12 protein-coding genes are annotated in these 19,200 nt (G+C 72.0%); 3 read left to right on the top strand and 9 right to left on the bottom strand.

Going from position 1 to position 19,200, the window contains the following annotated elements; all coding sequences use genetic code 11:
• Nucleotides 1-133 precede the first annotated feature (133 nt).
• On the top strand, nt 134-1,150 hold the full coding sequence (locus TK50_RS15005; RefSeq protein WP_052503789.1) for a DUF1996 domain-containing protein: 1,017 nt from the start codon (nt 134-136) through the stop codon (nt 1,148-1,150).
• 76 nt (nt 1,151-1,226) lie between these two features.
• Here the strand turns inward: TK50_RS15005 and TK50_RS15000 are convergent, their stop codons facing one another.
• Complete coding sequence (locus tag TK50_RS15000) at nt 1,227-2,207, bottom strand: ion transporter (protein ID WP_082106329.1); 981 nt, start codon at nt 2,205-2,207, stop codon at nt 1,227-1,229.
• 473 nt (nt 2,208-2,680) lie between these two features.
• Between TK50_RS15000 and TK50_RS14995 the strand changes: the two genes are divergently transcribed.
• On the top strand, nt 2,681-4,240 hold the full coding sequence (locus TK50_RS14995; protein ID WP_043963298.1) for a pectate lyase family protein: 1,560 nt from the start codon (nt 2,681-2,683) through the stop codon (nt 4,238-4,240).
• Here the strand turns inward: TK50_RS14995 and TK50_RS14990 are convergent.
• Nucleotides 4,237-5,223, bottom strand: a complete 987-nt coding sequence (locus tag TK50_RS14990; RefSeq protein ID WP_144420249.1) for a DMT family transporter — start codon at nt 5,221-5,223, stop codon at nt 4,237-4,239. The two genes, TK50_RS14995 and TK50_RS14990, sit on opposite strands and share 4 nt — an antisense overlap.
• Here TK50_RS14990 and TK50_RS14985 point away from each other — a divergent pair.
• Nucleotides 5,222-6,628 carry an aminotransferase-like domain-containing protein gene (locus tag TK50_RS14985; RefSeq protein WP_043963297.1) on the top strand — a complete coding sequence of 469 codons (1,407 nt, stop codon included), beginning with the start codon at nt 5,222-5,224 and terminating at the stop codon, nt 6,626-6,628. The genes TK50_RS14990 and TK50_RS14985 overlap by 2 nt on opposite strands.
• Nucleotides 6,629-6,699: 71 nt before the next feature.
• On the opposite strand, the gene TK50_RS14980 is transcribed toward TK50_RS14985, so the two are convergent.
• The 7 genes from TK50_RS14980 to TK50_RS14950 form a co-directional block, all read right to left on the bottom strand.
• The gene (locus TK50_RS14980; protein WP_082106328.1) at nt 6,700-11,505 is read right to left on the bottom strand and encodes a family 43 glycosylhydrolase; all 4,806 of its coding nucleotides are present in this window, start codon (nt 11,503-11,505) and stop codon (nt 6,700-6,702) included.
• Nucleotides 11,506-11,739: 234 nt separating this feature from the next.
• The gene (locus TK50_RS14975; protein ID WP_043963296.1) at nt 11,740-12,768 is read right to left on the bottom strand and encodes a LacI family DNA-binding transcriptional regulator; all 1,029 of its coding nucleotides are present in this window, start codon (nt 12,766-12,768) and stop codon (nt 11,740-11,742) included.
• 141 nt (nt 12,769-12,909) lie between these two features.
• Nucleotides 12,910-14,415 (bottom strand): L-arabinose isomerase, encoded by a 1,506-nt coding sequence (gene araA, locus TK50_RS14970; RefSeq protein ID WP_043963295.1) that lies wholly within the window; start codon nt 14,413-14,415, stop codon nt 12,910-12,912.
• 28 nt (nt 14,416-14,443) lie between these two features.
• Nucleotides 14,444-15,436: a galactofuranose ABC transporter, permease protein YjfF gene (yjfF, locus tag TK50_RS14965; protein WP_043963294.1), complete on the bottom strand. Its 993-nt coding sequence runs from the start codon at nt 15,434-15,436 to the stop codon at nt 14,444-14,446.
• Nucleotides 15,433-16,503 carry an ABC transporter permease gene (locus TK50_RS14960; RefSeq protein WP_043963293.1) on the bottom strand — a complete coding sequence of 357 codons (1,071 nt, stop codon included), beginning with the start codon at nt 16,501-16,503 and terminating at the stop codon, nt 15,433-15,435. Before TK50_RS14960 ends, yjfF begins: the two co-directional genes overlap by 4 nt.
• Nucleotides 16,500-18,044: a sugar ABC transporter ATP-binding protein gene (locus TK50_RS14955; RefSeq protein WP_043963292.1), complete on the bottom strand. Its 1,545-nt coding sequence runs from the start codon at nt 18,042-18,044 to the stop codon at nt 16,500-16,502. Before TK50_RS14955 ends, TK50_RS14960 begins: the two co-directional genes overlap by 4 nt.
• A gap of 72 nt (nt 18,045-18,116) precedes the next feature.
• A complete protein-coding gene (locus TK50_RS14950; RefSeq protein WP_043963291.1) occupies nt 18,117-19,133 on the bottom strand; it encodes an ABC transporter substrate-binding protein in 1,017 nt (338 codons plus the stop codon).
• Between the last annotated feature and the right edge of the window lie 67 nt (nt 19,134-19,200).

Here is a 19,200-nt window from a genome sequence, read left to right as displayed (position 1 = left end):
GCCGTACCGTCACTCAGATTGACAGGCATAACTGCGTTCGGTTATCAATGACGCAGAGAGCGCTCTCCCACCCATCCCGTCTACGGCCCGGCGATCCCGGGCCGGTGCCCGGTGCGCCGGGCGAGGAGGAAGCATGCGGTTCATCCGAGGGCGCCGCGACGCCGGCCCGATCCCCCGCCCGCCCCTGCGCCGCGTCGGCGCGCTGACCGTGGCGCTGCTGACCCTGGTCGCGGGCGGGGTGCTGGCCGACCGGGACGCCGTCGACGCGCAGGCGGCGACCGGCGGTCCGGCCGCCGCCGGCACCCACGCCGGTCACGCGTACGCGCTCAGCCCCGAGCAGGAGGCCGCCGCCCTGGAACTCCAGCTCGCGCCGGTGCGCGGCTCCGAGTTCCGGGCCGACTGCCCGAGCAAGGGCCGGGCCAACGACGACCCGATCGTCATGTCGGGCCGCCCGGGCGCCTCGCACACGCACGAGTTCTTCGGCAACACGACGACCAACGCGTACACCGACCTGGCCTCGCTGCGGGCCGGCGGGACGACCTGCAACCCGGTGGCCGACAAGTCCGCGTACTGGGTGCCGACGCTCTACCAGAACGGTGTGGCGCAGAAGCCGCAGAGCGTCCGGATCTACTACCAGGGCCTCACCGACCGGGCGAACGTCAAGCCCCACCCCCAGGGCCTGCGGATCGTGGTGGGCAACCCGCTTGCCACCAGCGCGGGCCAGAACCCCGCCGCCCGGTGGAACTGCGTCGGCATCCCGGCCGCCAGCGGCGACTTCCCGGTCTGCCCGGCCGGGTCCAAGCTGGAGACGTACCTGGACTTCCCGACCTGCTGGGACGGGAAGAACCTGGACAGCCCCGACCACAAGAGCCACATGGCGTTCGGCCTGGGCGGCGTGGGCGGCACCTGCCCGGCCAGCCACCCGGTGCCCGTGCCCCGGCTGGAGTTCCTCATCACGTACGACGTGCGCGGCACCGGGCTCAGCCTGGCCGGCATCCGCAACGGGGCCAACGTGACCACCGCCCCCGGCTACACGTTCCACGGCGACTTCTTCAACGCCTGGGACGAGGCGGAGCTCGCCCGGCGGGTGAAGACCTGCATCGTCGACGGCTACATCTGCGGCAACGACGGGCAGCCGATCCAGCAGTGACGCCCCCGGCGGCGGCGCGCGTCGACCCACCGGCCGGCGCGCGCCGCCGCGTCGTCGCCCGCCGGGCCGCCGGGTCCTACGGCCTGTCGTCGCGGTCGATGCGCAGCTCCCGCTCCAGTTCGGCGATGACGGCCCGCAGGTCGTCGAGCCGCTGGGTGAGCGCGATCCGGTCCACCTCGTCGGGCACGCCGTCGCCGTCGGCGTCGTAGTCCGGGGCCAGCCGCTCGGTCATCTCCAGCCGGCGGGCCTCCTCCATGGAGTTGACGATGACCGCGATCAGGATGTTGAGCAGCAGGTTGACGGTGATCATCACGTAGCTGACGTAGTAGACCAGCGTCCACGGCGACAGGGCCATGCCCTGCGCCACGAGGTCGGGCAGGGTCTCCAGCGACAGCAGAACGAAGAGGGTCAGCAGCGACCGTCCGATGTCGCCGTACTCCTCCGGCTGGGAGCGACCGAAGATCAGCCAGCCGGCCATGCCGTACACGTAGAGCGTCACGCCGGCGAGCGCGAGGAAGCCGGCGACGCCCGGCAGGCTGCGCCACAGCGCCGCCACGATCGTGCGCAGGCCGGGCGAGAAGCGCACCAGCCGCAGCATCCGGGCGACCCGGACGACGCGCAGCAACGCGGAGTCACCGTGCAGGCCGGGCACGAAGATCGCGGCGGTCACCAGGAAGTCGAAGACGTTCCAGCCGTGGCGGAAGAAGTCCTGCGGACGACGGCCGTAGGCCAACACCCGCACGCCGATCTCGGCGACGAAGGCGAGCCGGAAGGCCCACTCCAGGCCGCGCAGCACCGGCCGCGCCGACCCCAGGTCCGGGTACGTCTCGACGCCGAGCACCGCCCCGTTGGCCAGGATGAGCACGACGATGGCGATCTCGAAGGGCCGGGACCGGGTGACCCGCGCGCACCGCCTGGCCAGCCCTGCCGCGCCCCGTCCCGCCGCCGGCCGCCCACCGGGCGCGCCACCCCCTCGGGACGACGGCCCCCCACCGGGCCCGCGGCCCCCTCGGGACGACGACCCCCCGCCGGCCACCGGCGGAGGCGCATCGAGCATCCCCCCACCCTACCGGGCCCACCCCGACGCGATCTTGGACGGTCGTGGTCGGCCGGTGACACGAAGTGTCCACGTTCGACGACGGGCGACGTGGTGGCGGTGGGCACCGGGGGCTTTAGTGCACAAAGCGGACACCTCCTTGCCATACCCATTCACCGATCCCTATTCTCGGTGTCGGAAAGCGCTTTCCAGGCGACGCGGGTCCGGTCGGTCGGCGGCGATCATCGCCGCGGTCCGGTGCGATCTCCTGCGCATGTTGCCACCGCCACCGGTCCGGCGCGGCCGGGTCCCATACCGGACGCCGACGCACCGGAACGAGGGTGGACGCCATGACGAAGACGCAGCACGCCGCCCGTCGACATGTCGACGGCGACGGGCTCCCGTAGACCACGTCCCAGGGCGGGGGCCTCCTCGTCGCCTCCGGCAGTCGCCGGGCGTACCACCTCCAGGAACACATCGAAGGCGAGGCAAGGATGAGACGACCAGTCCCACTGCGACTCCATGCGGCGGTGGCCGCGACGGTCATCGGGGCCGCGATCTGCGTGGCACTGCCGACGCCCCAGGCGTCGGCGGCGACCGGCGGCGTGACCGGCTACGCGACCCAGAACGGCGGGACCACCGGCGGCGCGGGCGGGCAGACGGTGCGCGCCACCACCGGGACCGCGATCCACACGGCGCTGTGCACCCGGGCCAGCAGCAGCACCCCGATCATCATCCAGGTCGAGGGGACCATCAACCACGGCAACACCGCCAAGGTGTCGGGCGACAGCTGCAACACCAACGCCGGCCTGATCGAGCTCAAGCAGATCAGCAACGTCACGATCGTCGGCGTCGGCAGCGGGGCGGTCTTCGACCAGCTCGGCATCCACATCCGCGACTCCAGCAACATCATCATCCAGAACGTGACCGTCCGGAACGTCAAGAAGTCGGGCTCGCCCACCTCCAACGGCGGCGACGCCATCGGCATGGAGAGCACCGTCCGCAACGTCTGGGTCGACCACGTCACCCTGGAGGCCTCCGGCGGTGAGGCGGAGGGCTTCGACGGCCTGTTCGACATGAAGGACAACGTGCAGTACGTGACGCTGTCCTACAGCATCCTGCGCAACTCGGGCCGGGGCGGCCTGGTCGGCTCCAGCGAGAGCGACCTGGGGAACAACTACATCACGTTCCACCACAACCTGTACGAGAACCTCGACTCGCGCGCGCCGCTGCTGCGCGGCGCCACGGCACACATGTACAACAACTCGTACGTGAACCTGCGCGAGTCCGGCATCAACTCGCGGGCCGGCGCCAAGGCCAAGGTGGAGAACAACTACTTCAAGGACTCCAAGGACGTCCTGGGCACCTTCTACACCAACGAGCGCGGCTCCTGGCAGGTCGCCGGCAACATCTTCGACAACGTGACCTGGTCCAGCCCCGGCAACGAGAACTACCCGGCGGGGCCGAACCCGACCTCCACCACCACCGTCAGCATCCCCTACTCCTACCGCCTCGACGGGGCCAGCTGCGTGCCCAACCTGGTGCGCCAGACGGCCGGCGCCAACAAGGGCCTGCAGGTGTCCGACGGCAGCTGCACGCCGCAGACCCCGGCACCGACCACGCCCGCGCCGACCAACCCGACCCCCGGGCCGACCACCCCGACGCCGGGCCCGACCAACCCGGGCGGCACCAACCTCAGCCTCGGGGCCGGCGCCGACGGCTCCAGCAAGGCCGACGGCAGCAGCTACGGCAACGTGCTGGACGGCAACCTGAGCACCTTCTGGTCGCCCTCCGGCTCCACCGGCCGGATCTCGGTCAAGTGGGACGCCGCCGTCCGGGTCGGCTCGGTGAACATCCGCGAGGCCTCCGGCGCCACCGGCGTCATCCGCTCCTGGCGACTGGTCAACAACGACACCGGCGCCGTGCTCGCCTCGGGCAGCAACGGAGTGGGCGTCGCGTCCTTCAGCCCGACCTCGCTGAAGAAGATCAACCTGGAGATCACCGGCGCGAACGGCACGCCGCGGGTCGCCGAGTTCGAGACGTACGCCGGCTAGCGCCGCGCCGCTGATCGGCGGGAATCGGGGCCAGGGGCCGTCGGCACGTGCGACGGCCCCCGGTTCCCGCCCGCAAGGGGAACGACCCGCGCGGCGCGGATGCGCTGGGTGAGGGCGACGCAGAGCAGGACCAGCAGCGCGGCGACGACGGCGGCGGGCGTGACGCCCTCGCCGAGCAGGAGGGCCGACCAGCCCAGGGTGAGCAGGGGCTGGGCGAGCTGGAGCTGGCCGACCCGGGCGACGCCGCCCCGGGCCAGGCCCGCGTACCAGGCGAAGAAGCCGAGGAACATCGACACGGCGGTGAGGTAGGCGAACCCGAGCCACGCGACGGGTCCCGCGTGCGGCGGGGTACGCACGGCGGCGACGGCGGTGATGGCGACCGTGGCGGGTGCCGACAACACGAGCGCCCAGCAGATGGTGTTCGCCCCGCCGAGCTCCCGCGCCAGCGCGCCGCCCTCCGCGTAGCCGAGCGCGCAGAGGACGACGGCCGCGAGCAGGAACAGGTCCGCGACCGCCGGGGCGGCGGACGCGCCCGAGCCGACCGTCGTGAAGATCAGGACCGCGACGACGCCCGCACCGCTGGCGACCCAGAACGACGTCGGAGGGCGTTCCCGGGCGCGCAGCACGGCGAAGACCGCCGTCAGGCCCGGCAGCACCGCGATCACCACCGCGCCGTGGGCGGCCGTGCTGGCGGTCAGCGCCAGCGAGGTGAACAGGGGGAAGCCCACCACGACCCCGGCGGCGACGACCAGCAGCCTTCGGCACTGCCCGGCGGACGGCCAGGGCACCCGCCGGGCCCGCAGGTAGAGCGCGGCCAGGCCGGCGGCGCCGACGGCGCGCCCGAAGGCCACCACCCACGGGTCGAGGTCGCCGACGGCGACGCGGGTGGCGGGCAGGGACATGCTGAAGGCCAGCACGCCCACCGCGCCCAGCGCGCTACCCGTTATCGCACCACGGCGGGAAGTGTTACTCTCAGCTCTCATGAATGACGATAACGCTGTCGATCGCGTTATCCAAGATCTGCGTCGGGTGATCGCCGCCGGCGCGGGCACCCGGCTGCCGTCCGTGCGGGAGCTGACCGCCCGGCACCGCGCGTCACCGGCGACCGTCGCGCGGGCGACCCGCCGGCTGGTGGCCGAGGGGCTGGTGGAGGCCGTCCCCGGCCGCGGCGTCTTCGTCGTCGACCCGCCCGGCGGCCCGCCGGTCGCACCGGACCTGTCCTGGCAGGCCGTCGCGCTCGGGGCCCGGCCAGCGGGCGAGGAGGCGATGCAGGCGTTGCTCGCCGTCCCGCCGCCCGGGGCGGTCCCGCTGTCGGGCGGCTATCTCGACCCCGCGCTGCAACCCATCGCGGCGCTGGGCGCGGCGCTCAACCGGGCCGCGCGCCGCCCCGAGGCGTGGCACCGGGGACCCGTGGCCGGCAGCGCGGAGCTGCGGGCCTGGTTCGCGCGGGAGTGCGGCGGGGTGTGGCACGCCGACGACATGACCGTCTGCCCGGGCGGGCAGGCCGCGCTCTCCACCGCGATCCGGGCGCTCACCGCCCCGGGCGAGGCCGTGCTGGTGGAGTCCCCGACCTACCTCGGCGTGCTCGCGGCGGCCCGGGCGGCCGGGCGGCAGGTGGTGCCCGTCCCGGCCGACGCCGACGGCGTACGGCCGGACCTGCTGGCCACGGCCCTGCGGCGCACCGGCGCGCGGCTGTTCTACTGCCAGCCGCTGTACGCCAACCCGCACGGCGGCGTCCTGCGCCCGGACCGGCGCGCCGCCGTGCTGGCCGCCGTGCGGGACGCGGGCGCGTTCCTGCTCGAGGACGACTACGCCCGGGACCTGGGCATCGACGGCGATCCGCCGCCGCCGCTGGCGGCGGACGACGTCGACGGCCACGTCGTGTACCTGCGCTCGCTGACCAAGTCGGTCGCGCCGGGGCTACGGGTGGCCGCGCTCGGCGCCCGTGGACCGGCCGGGGCGCGGCTGCGCTCCGCCCGCCTCCTCGACGACTTCTTCGTCGCCGGCCCCCTGCAACACGCCGCCCTGGAGTTCGTCACCTCGCCGGCCTGGGCCCGGCACCGCCGCGCCGTGCGGTCCGCCCTGCGGGAGCGCCGCGACGCGCTGCTGTCGGCGCTGCGCCGGCACGCGCCCGACCTGCGGCCCGACGCCGTGCCGCGCGGCGGCCTGCACCTGTGGGTCCGGCTGCCCGACCACGTCGGCGAGGCCGACCTGGTCGCCGCCGCGGCCGCCGAACAGGTCGTCGTCTTCCCCGGACAGCCCTGGCACGCCGCCGAGCCGCCGGCCGCGTTCCTGCGCCTGACCTACGCCGCCGCCGGCGCGGCGCAGCTCGACGAGGGCGTACGCCGGCTGGCCCGGGCCCTGGCGGGCCTCGGCCGCCACCGGTAGCACGCGCGCCGAAGGCCACCTCCCGTCCCGGGGGAGGTGGCCTTCGGCCGTGGGCGATGGAACCCGGTTACCTACTTGACGACCTTCGCGGTCTCCTTCGACGTGGCCGTGCCGGGCTGCAGGTCCGAACGGGTGGCCGTCACCCGCACGGAGAGCCGGTACCCGACGTCGGCGGCCTTGGGCACGTACGACTTGCCGGTGGCCCCGGCGATGACCTTGCCGCCGCGCAGCCACTGGTAGGAGAAGGTGAGCTTCTTCTCGTCCCACGTGCCCGGGTCGGCGGTGAGGGTCTTGCCGACCTTGGCCGTCCCGCTGACCGACGGGAGCTTGGTGGCCTCGGCGGGGTCGCCCAGCGCGGGCACGTTGAGGGCCCGCTCACGGCTGACGTTGCCGGCCACGTCGTACGCCCGGTAGCGGATCACGTGGGCGCAGCTGTCGATCCGGGCCGGGGCCAGGTACGGCTGCCAGGCGCCCTTGTCGATCCGGTACTCGATGCGGGCCACGCCGGAGTCGACGTCGCTGGCGTTGACCACGAACTTGCGCTCCACCAGGTACGCCTGCACGGTCGGGGCGGTCTCGTCCACCTTGACCTGCAGCGACCACACGTCGCTCCAGAAGAGGTTGACGCCCTGGGCCCGGTAGTCGACGCGGTGGCTGCCCGCCGGCAGGTCCACCGGTTCGCGGTACGGGAACCAGCCGCCGCCGTCGATCTGGTACTCGACCAGCTTCACCTTGTCACCGGCGGTGATGGTCAGGGCGGCGTCCGCGCCGTACCATCCGTCGGCCCCCGCGTCGGTGACCGTCGCCGTCGGCTGCCCGCCCTCGTAGCGCAGCGGGTCGACGCTGCCCAGCGTCGGGACGACCTTCCTGATGGCGCCGTCCGCGTCGAAGTACAGCCGGTCGATCGTGGTCTCCCGGTGCGTGCCGTCGCCGCCGGGGATCCCGAACCGGTGGTACGCGATGTACCAGTCGTCGGTGCCCGGCACCTGCAGGATCGAGTGGTGGCCGGTGCCGAGGATGCCCTGGCTCGGATCCTTGGTGAGGATCTCCCCCTTGGCGCTGAAGGGCCCCAGCGGGCTGGTGCCGGTGCCGTAGCCGACGCGGTAGTTCTCGCTGCCGGTGTCGTCGATCGACCAGGACAGGTAGTAGGTCCCGGCGCGCTTGTGCATGAACAGGCCCTCGCGGAAGTCCGTGAGGCCGGTCAGCCGCACCCGCTTGGCGACGTCGTAGGAGACCATGTCGTCGTTGAGCGGGACCACGTACGGGGTGCCGTTGCCCCAGTAGAGGTAGCTCTGCCCGTCGTCGTCGGTGAAGACCGCCGGGTCGATCTGCTGGGCGTTGTTGTAGTCGGCCTTGCTCACCAGCGGCTTGCCGATGGGGTCGACGAACGGCCCGAGCGGCGAGTCGGCGACGGCGACGCCGATGTTCTGCTGCGCCGAGAAGTAGAAGTAGTACTTGCCGTTCTTCTCGATCGCGGCGGGCGCCCACGCGTTGCTGTCGGCCCAGGTGATGTCCGGCCCGAGGTCGAGGATCGTGTCGTGCTCGGTCCAGTCGACCAGGTTCCGGCTCGACCAGACGGTGAACTTCGAGCTGCCCCAGCCGGGGAAGCCGTCGGTGGTCGCGTAGATGTAGTAGGTGTCGCCGAACCGGACGATGTTCGGGTCGGCGTTGAAGCCGGGCAGCACCGGCGAGCGCATCTGCACCGCCCGCACGGTCCACTCGCGGGTCGCCCCGGCCGCGCTGGTCACGGTCAGCGTCACCGGCTGCGAGTAGTCCCGCGCGCCGCCGGGCGTGACGGTCGAGGTCGGCGCGACCACGTACGTCGGGGCGAGGGCGGTCACGTCGGTGCCCGGCTTGACCGGCAGCGTGATGGTGCTGCTGGCGGCGTCGATGATCGCGGGGACCTTGAGGCTGTCGAGTTCGACCGCCACGACGCTGGTGCCGTTGGAGCCCAGCGCGGCGACCTCGCCGTCGGTGAGCGCCCGGTTGTAGAGGGAGAAGTCGCGCACCCGGCCCTTGAGGTACTTGTCCGAGGCGTACTGGGAGCGGCCGATGTAGTTGGCCGTGGTCCGGCCGCCGCCGATGTCGCCGGGGCGGTGGGTCAGCCCGGTCTTCTCGGCGACCCGCACGCCGTCGAGGTAGATCCGGGCGGTGCCGGCCGAGTTCAGGGTGTACGTGAGGGTCTTCCACACGCCCCGGGGGACGGCGCTGCCGCCGTTGACGGTCTGCTCGCCGGTCCAGTTGCCGAGGCTGATCGAGGTCCGGTAGTTGTTGCCGGTGGTGAACAGGTAGCCGTTGCCGACGCCGTCGGAGTCGGTGTTGCCCAGGCCCCAGATGAAGTACGGGGTGGCCTGGTCGGTGGCCATCTTCACGTCCATCGACACGGTGATCTCGTCGAGGCCGGCCATGATGTTGTCGGGCAGGGCCACGTGGCCGTTGGTCCCGCCGAGGGCGAGGCTGCCGTCGCCCCAGGTCGCGTCGCCGGTCAGCTTCGCGTCGTAGCCGTTGCCGGAGTCGTCGGTGACGGTGGTGCCGCTGGCCTGGTCGAGCGCGTAGTGGGCGACGACGCCGTCGGCGTTGGCGCGCACCGGCGGCGGCGCGTCGTTGAGGGCGTCGAGTTCGGCCTTGGTGACGGGGATGACGGTGCCGTGCCGGGGGCTGGCGGGCAGGTCGTAGGAGGCCGGCACCTTCCAGTTCGGGTTCTCCAGGTCGTCGGTGCCCAGCGGGATGTAGCCCCGGCCGCCGTACTCGTCGACGAACAGGTAGTACTTCGAGCCGGAGGTGTCGCCCGGGTTGGCCTTGAAGACCGTGGGGCCCTCGACGGCGGAGGTGCCGGCGTCGCGGCCGATGCAGGAGTCGAGCACCGTCCAGGAGGGCTTGCCGGGCAGGTCGACGGCGGTCAGCGAGGGCGACTTCTCCTGGATGATGTCGGAGCAGCCGGTGCCGCCGCCGCCCTCGTCCTTGGTGAACCGGTAGTAGGTGTCGCCCTCCCGGATCACGGTGGAGTCGATGCGCGAGTCGCCCGGGTCCTGCCAGATCGTCGGCTGGCTGAACGTGACGAAGTCACGGGTCGTCGCGGCGAGCATCCGGTTGTACGTGTTGCCGGTGTGGTTCGGGTCGTTCTCCGCGTAGAGCTTCGATGCCCAGAAGACGAGGTACTCGCCCCGGGCGGCGTCCCAGTACGCCTCCGGCGCCCAGGTGTTGCCGGCGGTGGGCGGGGAGATCAGGATGTGCCGCTGCTCCGACCAGTTCACCAGGTCGGTGGACTCCCAGACCTCCAGGTACCGGCTGCCCTGGCGCTGCGCGACGTCCCAGTTGCCGTTGCGGCCGATGGACAGGTCGGTGGCGATGAGGAAGAACCGGTCCCCCTCGGGGCTGCGGATCAGGAACGGGTCCCGCAGGCCCAGGGTGCCGAACTTCGACTCCAGCTTCGGCTGGCCGCCGTTGACCTCGGTCCACCGCAGCGCGTTGTTGCCCTGGCTGGCCGCGAAGTAGATCTTCTCCCCGGCGATGGAGTTGCCGGTGAAGTAGCTGAAGGCGTAGCCGGCGTAGGGGGCGGCCTCGGGCAGCTCGCGGACGGTCAGGTCGATGGCCCGCTCGGCGGTGGCCGTGCCGACGGTGACGGTCGCGGTCACGGTGACCTTGACGTCGCCCGCCCCGTGCGCGGGGCGCTTGACGATGCCGTCGGGGCTGACGACGTCCGGGCTGGCGGAGCGCCAGGCGACGGTCGCGCCGTTGATCCCGGTGCTCGGCATGGTGAGGTTGCCGCGCACGTCGCCGGCGTTCACGAGCGAGAGGGCGGCGGCGGCCGCGTCGGCCCGCGTCTGGTCGGTCTCGTTGGGCAGGACGGTGGCGGTGAACGCCTTGGTGTCGCTGCTGCCGCCCCGGCTGACGGTCGCGGTGAGGGTGACCGTGGCGGGCCCGTCGGCGGGGGCGGGGCGGGTCACCTGGCCGGTCGCGCTGATGGTGCCGGGGGCGCTGGAGGACCAGGCGATCGCCGACCCGTACGTGCCGGTGGTGGGCAGGGTGAGCTTCCCGGTCACGGCCGAGAGGTCGCCCAGGTCGAGGGCGGCGGTGTCGCCGGCGACGCGGGTGGCGTCGGGCAGCGCGATGGCGGCCACCTCGTCGGCGGGCAGCGCGCGGTCGTAGATGCGGAAGTTGGCCACCCGGCCCTTGAGGTAGCGGTCCGCGGCGTAGTTGGACCGGCCGAGGTTGTTGTTGGTCGTCGTGCCGTTGCCGACGGCGCTGGGCAGCACGGTGACGCCGGTGTTCTGCGCAACCTGCACGCCGTCCTCGTAGAGGGTGCCGGTGGTGCCGGTCTGCGTGTAGGTGACGGACTTCCACACGCCCCGGGTGAGGTTCGCGCCCTTGCCGGTCACCTTCTCGCCGGACCAGTTGGTGGTGGTGATGGCGGTGCGGAAGGCGTCGCCGCTGGTGAACAGGTAGCCGGTGCCGGAGTTCGAGGTCGCCGGGTTGCCGAGGCCCCAGATGAAGTACGGGGTCTGCTGCGTGGGGTCGACGAGCACGTCGACGGCGACGGTGATCGACGACAGCCCGGCCATGATGTTGTTGGGCAGCTTGACGTGGTCGTCGACGCCGTCGAGGACGAGACCGCCCTGGCCGGTCCAGGTGCCGCCGCCGGTGAGCGTGCCGTCGTTGCCCCGGCCGGAGCTGTCGGTGACGGTCGTGCCGGTGGTCTGCGTCAGGTCATAGCGCACCAGCAGGCCGTCGGTCACGTCGGCGGCGGCGGCCGGCGCGGCGGTGGCGGGCAGCAGACCGGCGACCAGGGCGAGGAGCGCCCCGGCGACGAGGGGCCGGGCCCGGCGCCGGGAGCGGGACGGGAAGGAGGATCGCGGTTCCGGGGGAGCTTCGCGCATGGGGTTCCCTCGTGGTGGCGGGGGTGTGAGCGTTAACAAGCCCGAATTCTCGGCGCTACAAAACCCCGAAGTCAAGGGCCCCACCAGGTACAACGCTGGGTATGTGCGCGCTAACAGGGGTCGCTGCAATCCGGGGCGGGACGGCCACCGGCCGGCAGCGGGCGGACCCTCACGGTCGGCCGACACGGCGAAGACCGGCGCGGCCCTTGCGGCGCACCGGATCCCGACGTGCGGTCAGCCCTTCCGACCGCCGCTGCTCGCGCGTACGACGAGCTGCGGCTCGACCTGCGGATGCGGGAAGCGCCCCGCCGGGCCGTCGGCGTCGAACAGCTCGAGCAGGGCCGCCACGCACCGGCGGCCCACCTCGTCGAAGTCCTGCCGCACCGTGGTCAGCGGCGGCGAGAGGTATTCGGCCTCGGGGATGTCGTCGAACCCGACCACGCTGACGTCCTCCGGAACCCGCACGCCGCGCTGGTGCAGCGCCCGCAGCAGGCCGAGCGCCTGGTGGTCGTTGGCGCAGAACACGGCCGTCACGTCCGGGCGGTCGACCAGCGACTGCCCGATCTCGTAGCCCGCGCGCGGGCTCCAGTCACCGACGAGGACCGGCGGGACGGACCGCCCGGCCTGCTCCAGCGCCAACCGCCACCCGTCGACGCGGTCGCGGGCCTCCAGCCAGTCCCGGGGGCCGGCGATGTGCCACACCGTCTCGTGCCCGAGGGACAGCAGGTGCTCCACGGCCAGCCGGGCCCCGGCGACCTGGTCGACGGAGATGCTCGGCAGCTCCCGGGCGCCGCCGCTCGACTCGACCACCACGGCGGGCACGCCGGTGGGCAGTCCGTGCACGGCCACCGCCGCCGTCATCATCGGGGCGATGACGACCACCCCCGCCACCGACTGCTCGGTGAGGGCGTCGATCGCCGACCGCATCCCGGCCCGGTCGAGCTGCTCCAGGGTGACGATGCTGATGCCGTACCCCGCCGCGCGGGCGGCGCGCTCGATGCCGAGCAGGGTCGCCGCCGGGCCGTAGAGGATGGTGTCGAAGCTGACCACGCCGATGACCCGGGAGCGCCGCCCGGCCAGCCCCCGAGCCAGGGCGTTGGGCCGGTAGTTGAGCTGGTGCACCGCGCGCATCACCCGCTCGCGGGTCTCCTGCCGGACGCTCGGGTGGTTGTTGAGCACCCGCGACACCGTCTGGTGCGAGACACCGGCGAGCCGGGCGACGTCGTTCATCACCGCCGCGCGTGCGGCCGGCTGCTGACCCATGGCAACTCCCCTCGTGGCCATCGTAGCCCGTCGTGATCAACAAGACGGGCGGTCAGGCTCGCTGCGCGGACGGTGTGTCCGGCGTGCTCCCGCCTCCGGGACCACGCCGGACACCCGGTCGTACGGTCGACCGGTCGGGCCTCAGAAGCCCCTGGCCAACCGGTAGTAGGCCTGGTTCCACCGCAACTCGTTCGTCAGCCCACGGGTGGTCGTCTCCGCGTCGATGACGACCAGCTCGGTGGCGACCATCTCGGCCAGGTCGTGCAGTTCCTCGACCCCGACGGCCTGCGACAGCACCGTGTGGTGCGGCGCGCCGGCCGTGAGCCACGCCTCCGCCGAGCCGGCCAGGTCCGGCCGGGGCCGCCACACCGCGCGGGCCACGGGCAGCTTCGGCAGCGGCTGCGGCGGGACGATCACATCGATCTCGTTGGCGACCAGCCGGAACCGCTCCCCCATGTCGGCCAGCCCCAGCACCACGGCGGGCCCCGCCTGGGCGTCGAACACCAGGCGCACGGGGTCCTCGCGGCCGCCGATGCCCAGCGGGTGGATCTCCACGGCGGGCGTGTCGGCGGCGATGGTCGGGCAGACCTCCAGCATGTGCGCGCCGAGGACCACCTCCTGCCCCGGCGTGAGGTCGTAGGTGTAGTCCTCCATGAAGGACGTGCCGCCCGTGGTGCCCACCGACATCGCCTTGAGCGTGCGCACCAGCACCGAGGTCTTCCAGTCGCCCTCGCCGCCGAAGCCGTAGCCGTCGGCCATCAGCCGCTGCACCGCGATCCCCGGCAGCTGCCGCAGCCCGCCGAGGTCCTCGAAGTTCGTGGTGAACGCGCGGAACCCACCCGCGTCGAGGAAGTCGCGCAGGCCCGCCTCGATCCGGGCGGCGTAGCGCAGCGAGTCGTGCCGCTCGCCGCCGGCCCGCAGCTCGGCGACGAGCCGGTACCTGTCGTCGTACTCCTTGACCAGCTCGTCGATGCGCGAGTCCGCCACCGCGTCCACGGCCGCCACCAGGTCGTTCACGCCGTACGTGTTGACCGACACGCCGAAGCGCAGCTCCGCCTCGACCTTGTCGCCCTCGGTCACCGCCACGTTGCGCATGTTGTCGCCGAAGCGCGCCAGCCGCAGCGACCGCATCTCCGCGTGCCCGATCGCCGCCCGGGTCCACGCCGCGATGCGGGCGGTGACGCTCGGGTTGCTCACGTGCCCCGCGACGGTCTTGCGGGCCACCCCCAGCCGGGTCTGGACGAACCCGAACTCCCGGTCGCCGTGGGCGGCCTGGTTGAGGTTCATGAAGTCCATGTCGATGTCCGACCAGGGCAGCGCCACGTTGGCCTGCGTGTGCAGGTGCAGCAGCGGGGTGCGCAGCGCGTCCAGGCCGGAGATCCACATCTTGGCCGGGGAGAAGGTGTGCATCCAGGCGATCACCCCGACCGCGCCCTGGACGGCGGCGTCACGGCAGACGGCCAGGATGTCGGCGCTGGAGGTGAGCACCGGCTTCCAGACCACCCGGGCGGGGATGGCCGGGTCGGCGTCGAGCTGCGCCGCGATCTGCCGGGACTGGTCGGCCACCTGACGCAGGGTCTCCGGGCCGTACAGGCCCTGGCTGCCGGTGAGGAACCAGACCTCGGCGGCCGGGGATGGGTTGGTCATGGGGTTGCCTTCCGGTGTACTGGGGTGGTCACTTCTTGCGGATGCCGACGAGGCGCTGGAGGAGGATGAACGCGAACAGCAGGCCACCGATCACGATCTTGGTCCACCAGGAGCTGAGGCTGCCGTCGAAGGTGATCAGCGTCTGGATCACCCCCAGCACGAGGACACCCAGCACGGTGCCGAACACGTAGCCGGAGCCGCCCGTGAGCAGGGTCCCGCCGATGACGACGGCGGCGATCGTGTCCAGCTCCATGCCGATGGCGATCAGCGGGGCGCCGGACAGCGTGTAGAACGACAGCAGGATGCCGCCGATCGCCGAGCAGAGCCCGCTGATCGTGTAGACGGCGATCTTCGTGCGCCCCACGGGCAGGCCCATGAGCAGCGCCGACTGCTGGTTGCCGCCGATGGCGTACACGTTGCGGCCCAGCCGGGTGTACGCCAGCGTGTACGCCGCGACCGCCACCACGGCGAGGGCGACCAGGACGCTCACGGTCACGAAGTTCTCGCCGATGCGGATTCGCTCCTGCGCCGCCGAGGTCCAGAACCCGTCGGTGATCGGGATGGACGTCGAGCTGATCCAGGTGCACATGCCCCGGGCGAAGAACATGCCGGCCAGGGTGACGATGAACGGCTGGATGTCGAAGAAGTGGATGACGCAGCCCATCGCGAACCCGAGGGCGGGGCCGATGAGCAGCGCGATCAGCAGCACCAGCGCGGGGTGCACGCCGTCGCCGAGCAGCGACGCCGACACCATCGCGGTCATCGCCACCACCGAGCCGACCGACAGGTCGATGCCGCCGGTCAGGATCACGAAGGTCATGCCGACCGCGACGACGAGCAGGAAGCCGTTGTCGATGAAGATGTTGAAGACGACCTGGATGTTGGAGAAGGCGCGGTACTGCGAGACGCCGATGCCGTACATCACCAGCAGCAGGGCCAGGGTGGCCAGCACCGGCACCTGCCGCTGCGGCACCCGCCACCAGGCCCGGGGGCCTCGCGCGGCCAGTGGGGTCGTGGTCATGCCGGAACCTGCTCCTTCTGCTTCTCGACCGGGGCCACCGGGGGCGCCCCCGGTGCCTGCCGACGCCGGAACCGGGCGCGGAACGCCGGCGCCTGGATGAGGCAGACCGCGATCACCACGACCGCCTTGAACAGCAGGGCCGTCTGCGGGTCGATGTTCATGGCGTACACCGAGGTGGTCAGGGTCTGGATGATCAGCGCGCCGACGATGGTGCCGCTGAGGTAGAACCGGCCACCGACCAGCGACGTGCCGCCGATGACCACGGCGAGGATCGCGTCGAGCTCGACCCAGAGGCCCACGGCGTTGCCGTCGGCGCTGGAGACGTTCGCGGTCATCATGAACCCGGCGACGGCCGCGCAGGCGGCGCTCACCACGTACACGAGGAAGGTGATCCGCCGCGAGCGCACGCCCGCCAGGCGGCTGGCCTCGGCGTTGCCGCCGACCGCCTCGATGATCATACCGAGGGCGGTGCGGCGGGTCAGCACCGCCACGACCAGGGTCACCGCGAGGGCGATGATGATCGCGAACGGCAGCGTGAGCAGGTGCCCGACCCCGATCGTCTTGTACGGCTCGCTGTTGATCGTGATGATCTGCCCGGAGGTGACCAGCTGGGCCAGCCCCCGGCCGGCGACCATCAGGATCAGCGTGGCGATGATCGGTTGGATGCCTATCCCGGCGACCAGGATCCCGTTCCACGCGCCGAGCACCAGAGCGATGCCGAACGCGATCGCCACCGCGGTGAGCACCGCGCCGAGGCTGTTCTGGTCGGGCTGCTCGCTGATGTAGAGGCAGGCTATCGCGCCGCTGACAGCGGCCACGGAGCCCACGGACAGGTCGATGCCGCCGGTGGCGATCACCAGGGACATGCCCAGCGCGACCAGGATCAGCGGGGCGCTGAGCCGGACGATGTCGATCAGGCTGCCGTAGAGGTGGCCGTTCTTCAGCTCGACCGACAGGAAGCTCGGCCGGTAGATGGTGTTCGCCGCCAGCAGCACCACCAGCATGACCAGGGGCCAGAACAGCCGGTGGCCGGTGACGCCCGCGAGGCGGGTACGGGCTGTGCTCATACCTTCTCCAACCCTTCCTGCGCCGCGCCGCTGGCGATGGCCCGCATCACGCGGTCGGCGTCGAGGGTGTCGTCGTTGTCGAGCTGGGCGACCAGCCGCCGGTCGCGCATCACGACGACCTTGTGGCTGAGCCGCAGCACCTCCTCCAGCTCGGCGGAGATGAACAGCACCGCCATGCCGCCGTCGGAGAGCTGCGCCACCAGGCGCTGGATCTCGGTCTTCGCGCCGATGTCGATGCCCCGGGTCGGCTCGTCCAGGATCAGCAGCCGCGGCTCGGTGATCAGCCACCGGGCGAGCAGCACCTTCTGCTGGTTGCCGCCGGAGAGGTTGCGCACCGGCATGTCGGGGTCGGCGGGCCGGATGCTCAGCGCCTTGATGTAACGCTCGACCAGCTCGTCCTGCTTGCGCCGGGGCACCGGCCGCAGCCAGCCGCGGGCGGCCTGCATGGCGAGGATGATGTTCTCCCGCACCGACAGCTCGCCCACCAGTCCCTCGGTGCGGCGGTTCTCGGAGCAGAAGGCGACGCCGCGGTCGATCGCGGCCACCGGGTTGCGGATCGCGGCGGGCGCGCCGTCGACGGTGAGCCGGCCCTGGTCGGCGCGGTCCGCGCCGAAGAACAGCCGGGCGACCTCGGTACGCCCCGACCCGAGCAGCCCGGCCAGCCCGACGACCTCGCCGGCGTGGATGGTGAGGCTGAACGGCGCGACCGAGCCGCTGCGGCCCAGCCCGTCCGCCGCCACGAAGGGCTCCCCCGCCGCGATCGCCGCGCGGTCCCGGTCGGTCTCGGAGTCGAGGCGCTCCAGCGCGTCGAGCTCATGGCCGATCATCTTCTCCACGAGGGCGATCTGGGGCAGCTCGGCCGTCGGGTACTCGCCGACGAGGCGGCCGTTGCGCAGCACGGTGATCCGGTCGGCGATGCCGTACACCTGGTCGAGGAAGTGGGTGACGAAGACGATCGCGATGCCGTCGTCGCGCAGCTGGCGCATGATCCGCATCAGCTGGGCCACCTCGTCGGCGTCAAGGCTGGAGGTGGGCTCGTCGAGGATCAGCACCCGGGCGTTCACGTCGATGGCGCGGGCGATGGCGACCATCTGCTGCACCGCGAGGGAGTAGCTGCCGAGCAGCTCGGTGACGTCGATGTGCAGGTCGATGCGGGCCAGCAGCTCCTGGGCCCGGCGGCGCATCTCACGCCAGTTGACGGACCCGAGGCGGCGCGGCTCGCGGCCGATGAAGATGTTCTCCGCCACCGACAGGTTCGGCAGGAGGTTGACCTCCTGGTAGACGGTGCTCACCCCGGCCGCGGTGGCCTGCATCGGCCCGGCGAAGGAGACCTGCTGACCGTCGAGGGTGATCGTGCCGGCGTCCGTGCCGTAGACGCCGGTCAGCACCTTGATGAGGGTGGACTTGCCGGCGCCGTTCTCGCCCATCAGGGCGTGGACCTCACCGGGGAAGAGGCGGAAGTCGACGCCGTCGAGGGCGCGTACTCCCGGGAAGATCTTGCTGATCGCGGTCATCGTCAGGACCGGATGCCTCTGCGACATCTGACCAGGCCTTTCGTGTGTCGCGGAAGCGAGCGGCGGGGCCGCCGCGCGTGGCGCGGCGGCCCCCTCCGGTCAGTACTTCCGGGTCGGCAGAGCGGCCTTGGCCTGCTCCTGGGTGAAGGTGGTCTCCTGGGTCTCGACCCGGGCGGGGACCTCCTCGCCGGCCTTGACCTTCTTCACCAGCTCCATCAGCTGGTCGCCCAGCAGCGGGCTGCACTCGGCGATGAAGTTGAACTTGCCGTCGGCCAGGGCCTGCATGCCGTCCTTGACCGCGTCGATGGTGATGATGGTGATGTCCTTGCCCGGCACCTTGCCGGCCGCGGTGATCGCCTCCAGCGCGCCGAGGCCCATGTCGTCGTTGTGGGCGAACAGCACGTCGATCTTCGGGTTGGCCTTGAGGAACTGCTCCATGACCTGCTTGCCGCCGGCCCGGGTGAAGTCACCGCTCTGCGACGCGACGACCTTCAGGTTGGGGTTGGCGGCGATCGCCTCCGCGAAGCCCTTCTTGCGGTCGTTGGCCGGCGCCGAGCCGGTGGTGCCCTGCAGCTCGACGATGTTCACCGGACCGGTGGCCGACTTCTTCTGCTCGACCAGCCACTCGCCGGCGAGCCGGCCCTCCTTCACGAAGTCGGAGCCGATGAAGGTCTTGTAGAGGCTCTTGTCGGCCGAGTCGACGGCGCGGTCGGTCAGGATGACCGGGATCTTGGCGTCCTTGGCCTCCTTGAGCACGGTGTCCCAGCCCGACTCCACCACCGGCGAGAAGGCGATCACGTCGACCTTCTGCTGGATGAAGTTGCGGATCGCCTTGATCTGGTTCTCCTGCTTCTGCTGCGCGTCGTCGAACTGCAGCTTGATCCCGGCCTTCTCGGCGGACTCCTTGATGGAGTTGGTGTTCGCCGTCCGCCAGCCGCTCTCCGCGCCGACCTGCGAGAAGCCGAGGACGATCTGGCCGTTGCCGTCGCCCTTGCCGTCGCCAGCGTCCGAGCCGGTGTCGCTGTTGCCGCACGCGGCCAGGCTGGTGGCCATCAGGCCGGCGGCCAGGATCGCGCCGAACCCGCGGCGGGTGATGGTCGTGCCGGACTTGCGCATGTGATGACTCCTTGCGGGGGTGGGTGGGGTACCTACATGGGCCGGGGCCGCCTCGGCGTGCCGGGAC

The sequence above is a fragment of the Micromonospora haikouensis genome, assembly GCF_000876225.1.
Taxonomy (GTDB): domain Bacteria; phylum Actinomycetota; class Actinomycetes; order Mycobacteriales; family Micromonosporaceae; genus Micromonospora; species Micromonospora haikouensis.
The sequence above is the reverse complement of the archived record's forward strand: the minus strand, read 5'-3'. Positions and strand labels throughout refer to the sequence as shown.

Coding starts and splice junctions, on each gene's coding strand:
- TK50_RS15005 (WP_052503789.1), top strand. CDS start 134: ATGCGGTTCATCCGAGGGCGCCGCGACGCCGGCCCGATCCCCCGCCCG.
- TK50_RS15000 (WP_082106329.1), bottom strand. CDS start 2,207: ATGCTCGATGCGCCTCCGCCGGTGGCCGGCGGGGGGTCGTCGTCCCGA.
- TK50_RS14995 (WP_043963298.1), top strand. CDS start 2,681: ATGAGACGACCAGTCCCACTGCGACTCCATGCGGCGGTGGCCGCGACG.
- TK50_RS14985 (WP_043963297.1), top strand. CDS start 5,222: ATGAATGACGATAACGCTGTCGATCGCGTTATCCAAGATCTGCGTCGG.
- TK50_RS14990 (WP_144420249.1), bottom strand. CDS start 5,223: ATGAGAGCTGAGAGTAACACTTCCCGCCGTGGTGCGATAACGGGTAGC.
- TK50_RS14980 (WP_082106328.1), bottom strand. CDS start 11,505: ATGCGCGAAGCTCCCCCGGAACCGCGATCCTCCTTCCCGTCCCGCTCC.
- TK50_RS14975 (WP_043963296.1), bottom strand. CDS start 12,768: ATGGGTCAGCAGCCGGCCGCACGCGCGGCGGTGATGAACGACGTCGCC.
- araA (WP_043963295.1), bottom strand. CDS start 14,415: ATGACCAACCCATCCCCGGCCGCCGAGGTCTGGTTCCTCACCGGCAGC.
- yjfF (WP_043963294.1), bottom strand. CDS start 15,436: ATGACCACGACCCCACTGGCCGCGCGAGGCCCCCGGGCCTGGTGGCGG.
- TK50_RS14960 (WP_043963293.1), bottom strand. CDS start 16,503: ATGAGCACAGCCCGTACCCGCCTCGCGGGCGTCACCGGCCACCGGCTG.
- TK50_RS14955 (WP_043963292.1), bottom strand. CDS start 18,044: ATGTCGCAGAGGCATCCGGTCCTGACGATGACCGCGATCAGCAAGATC.
- TK50_RS14950 (WP_043963291.1), bottom strand. CDS start 19,133: ATGCGCAAGTCCGGCACGACCATCACCCGCCGCGGGTTCGGCGCGATC.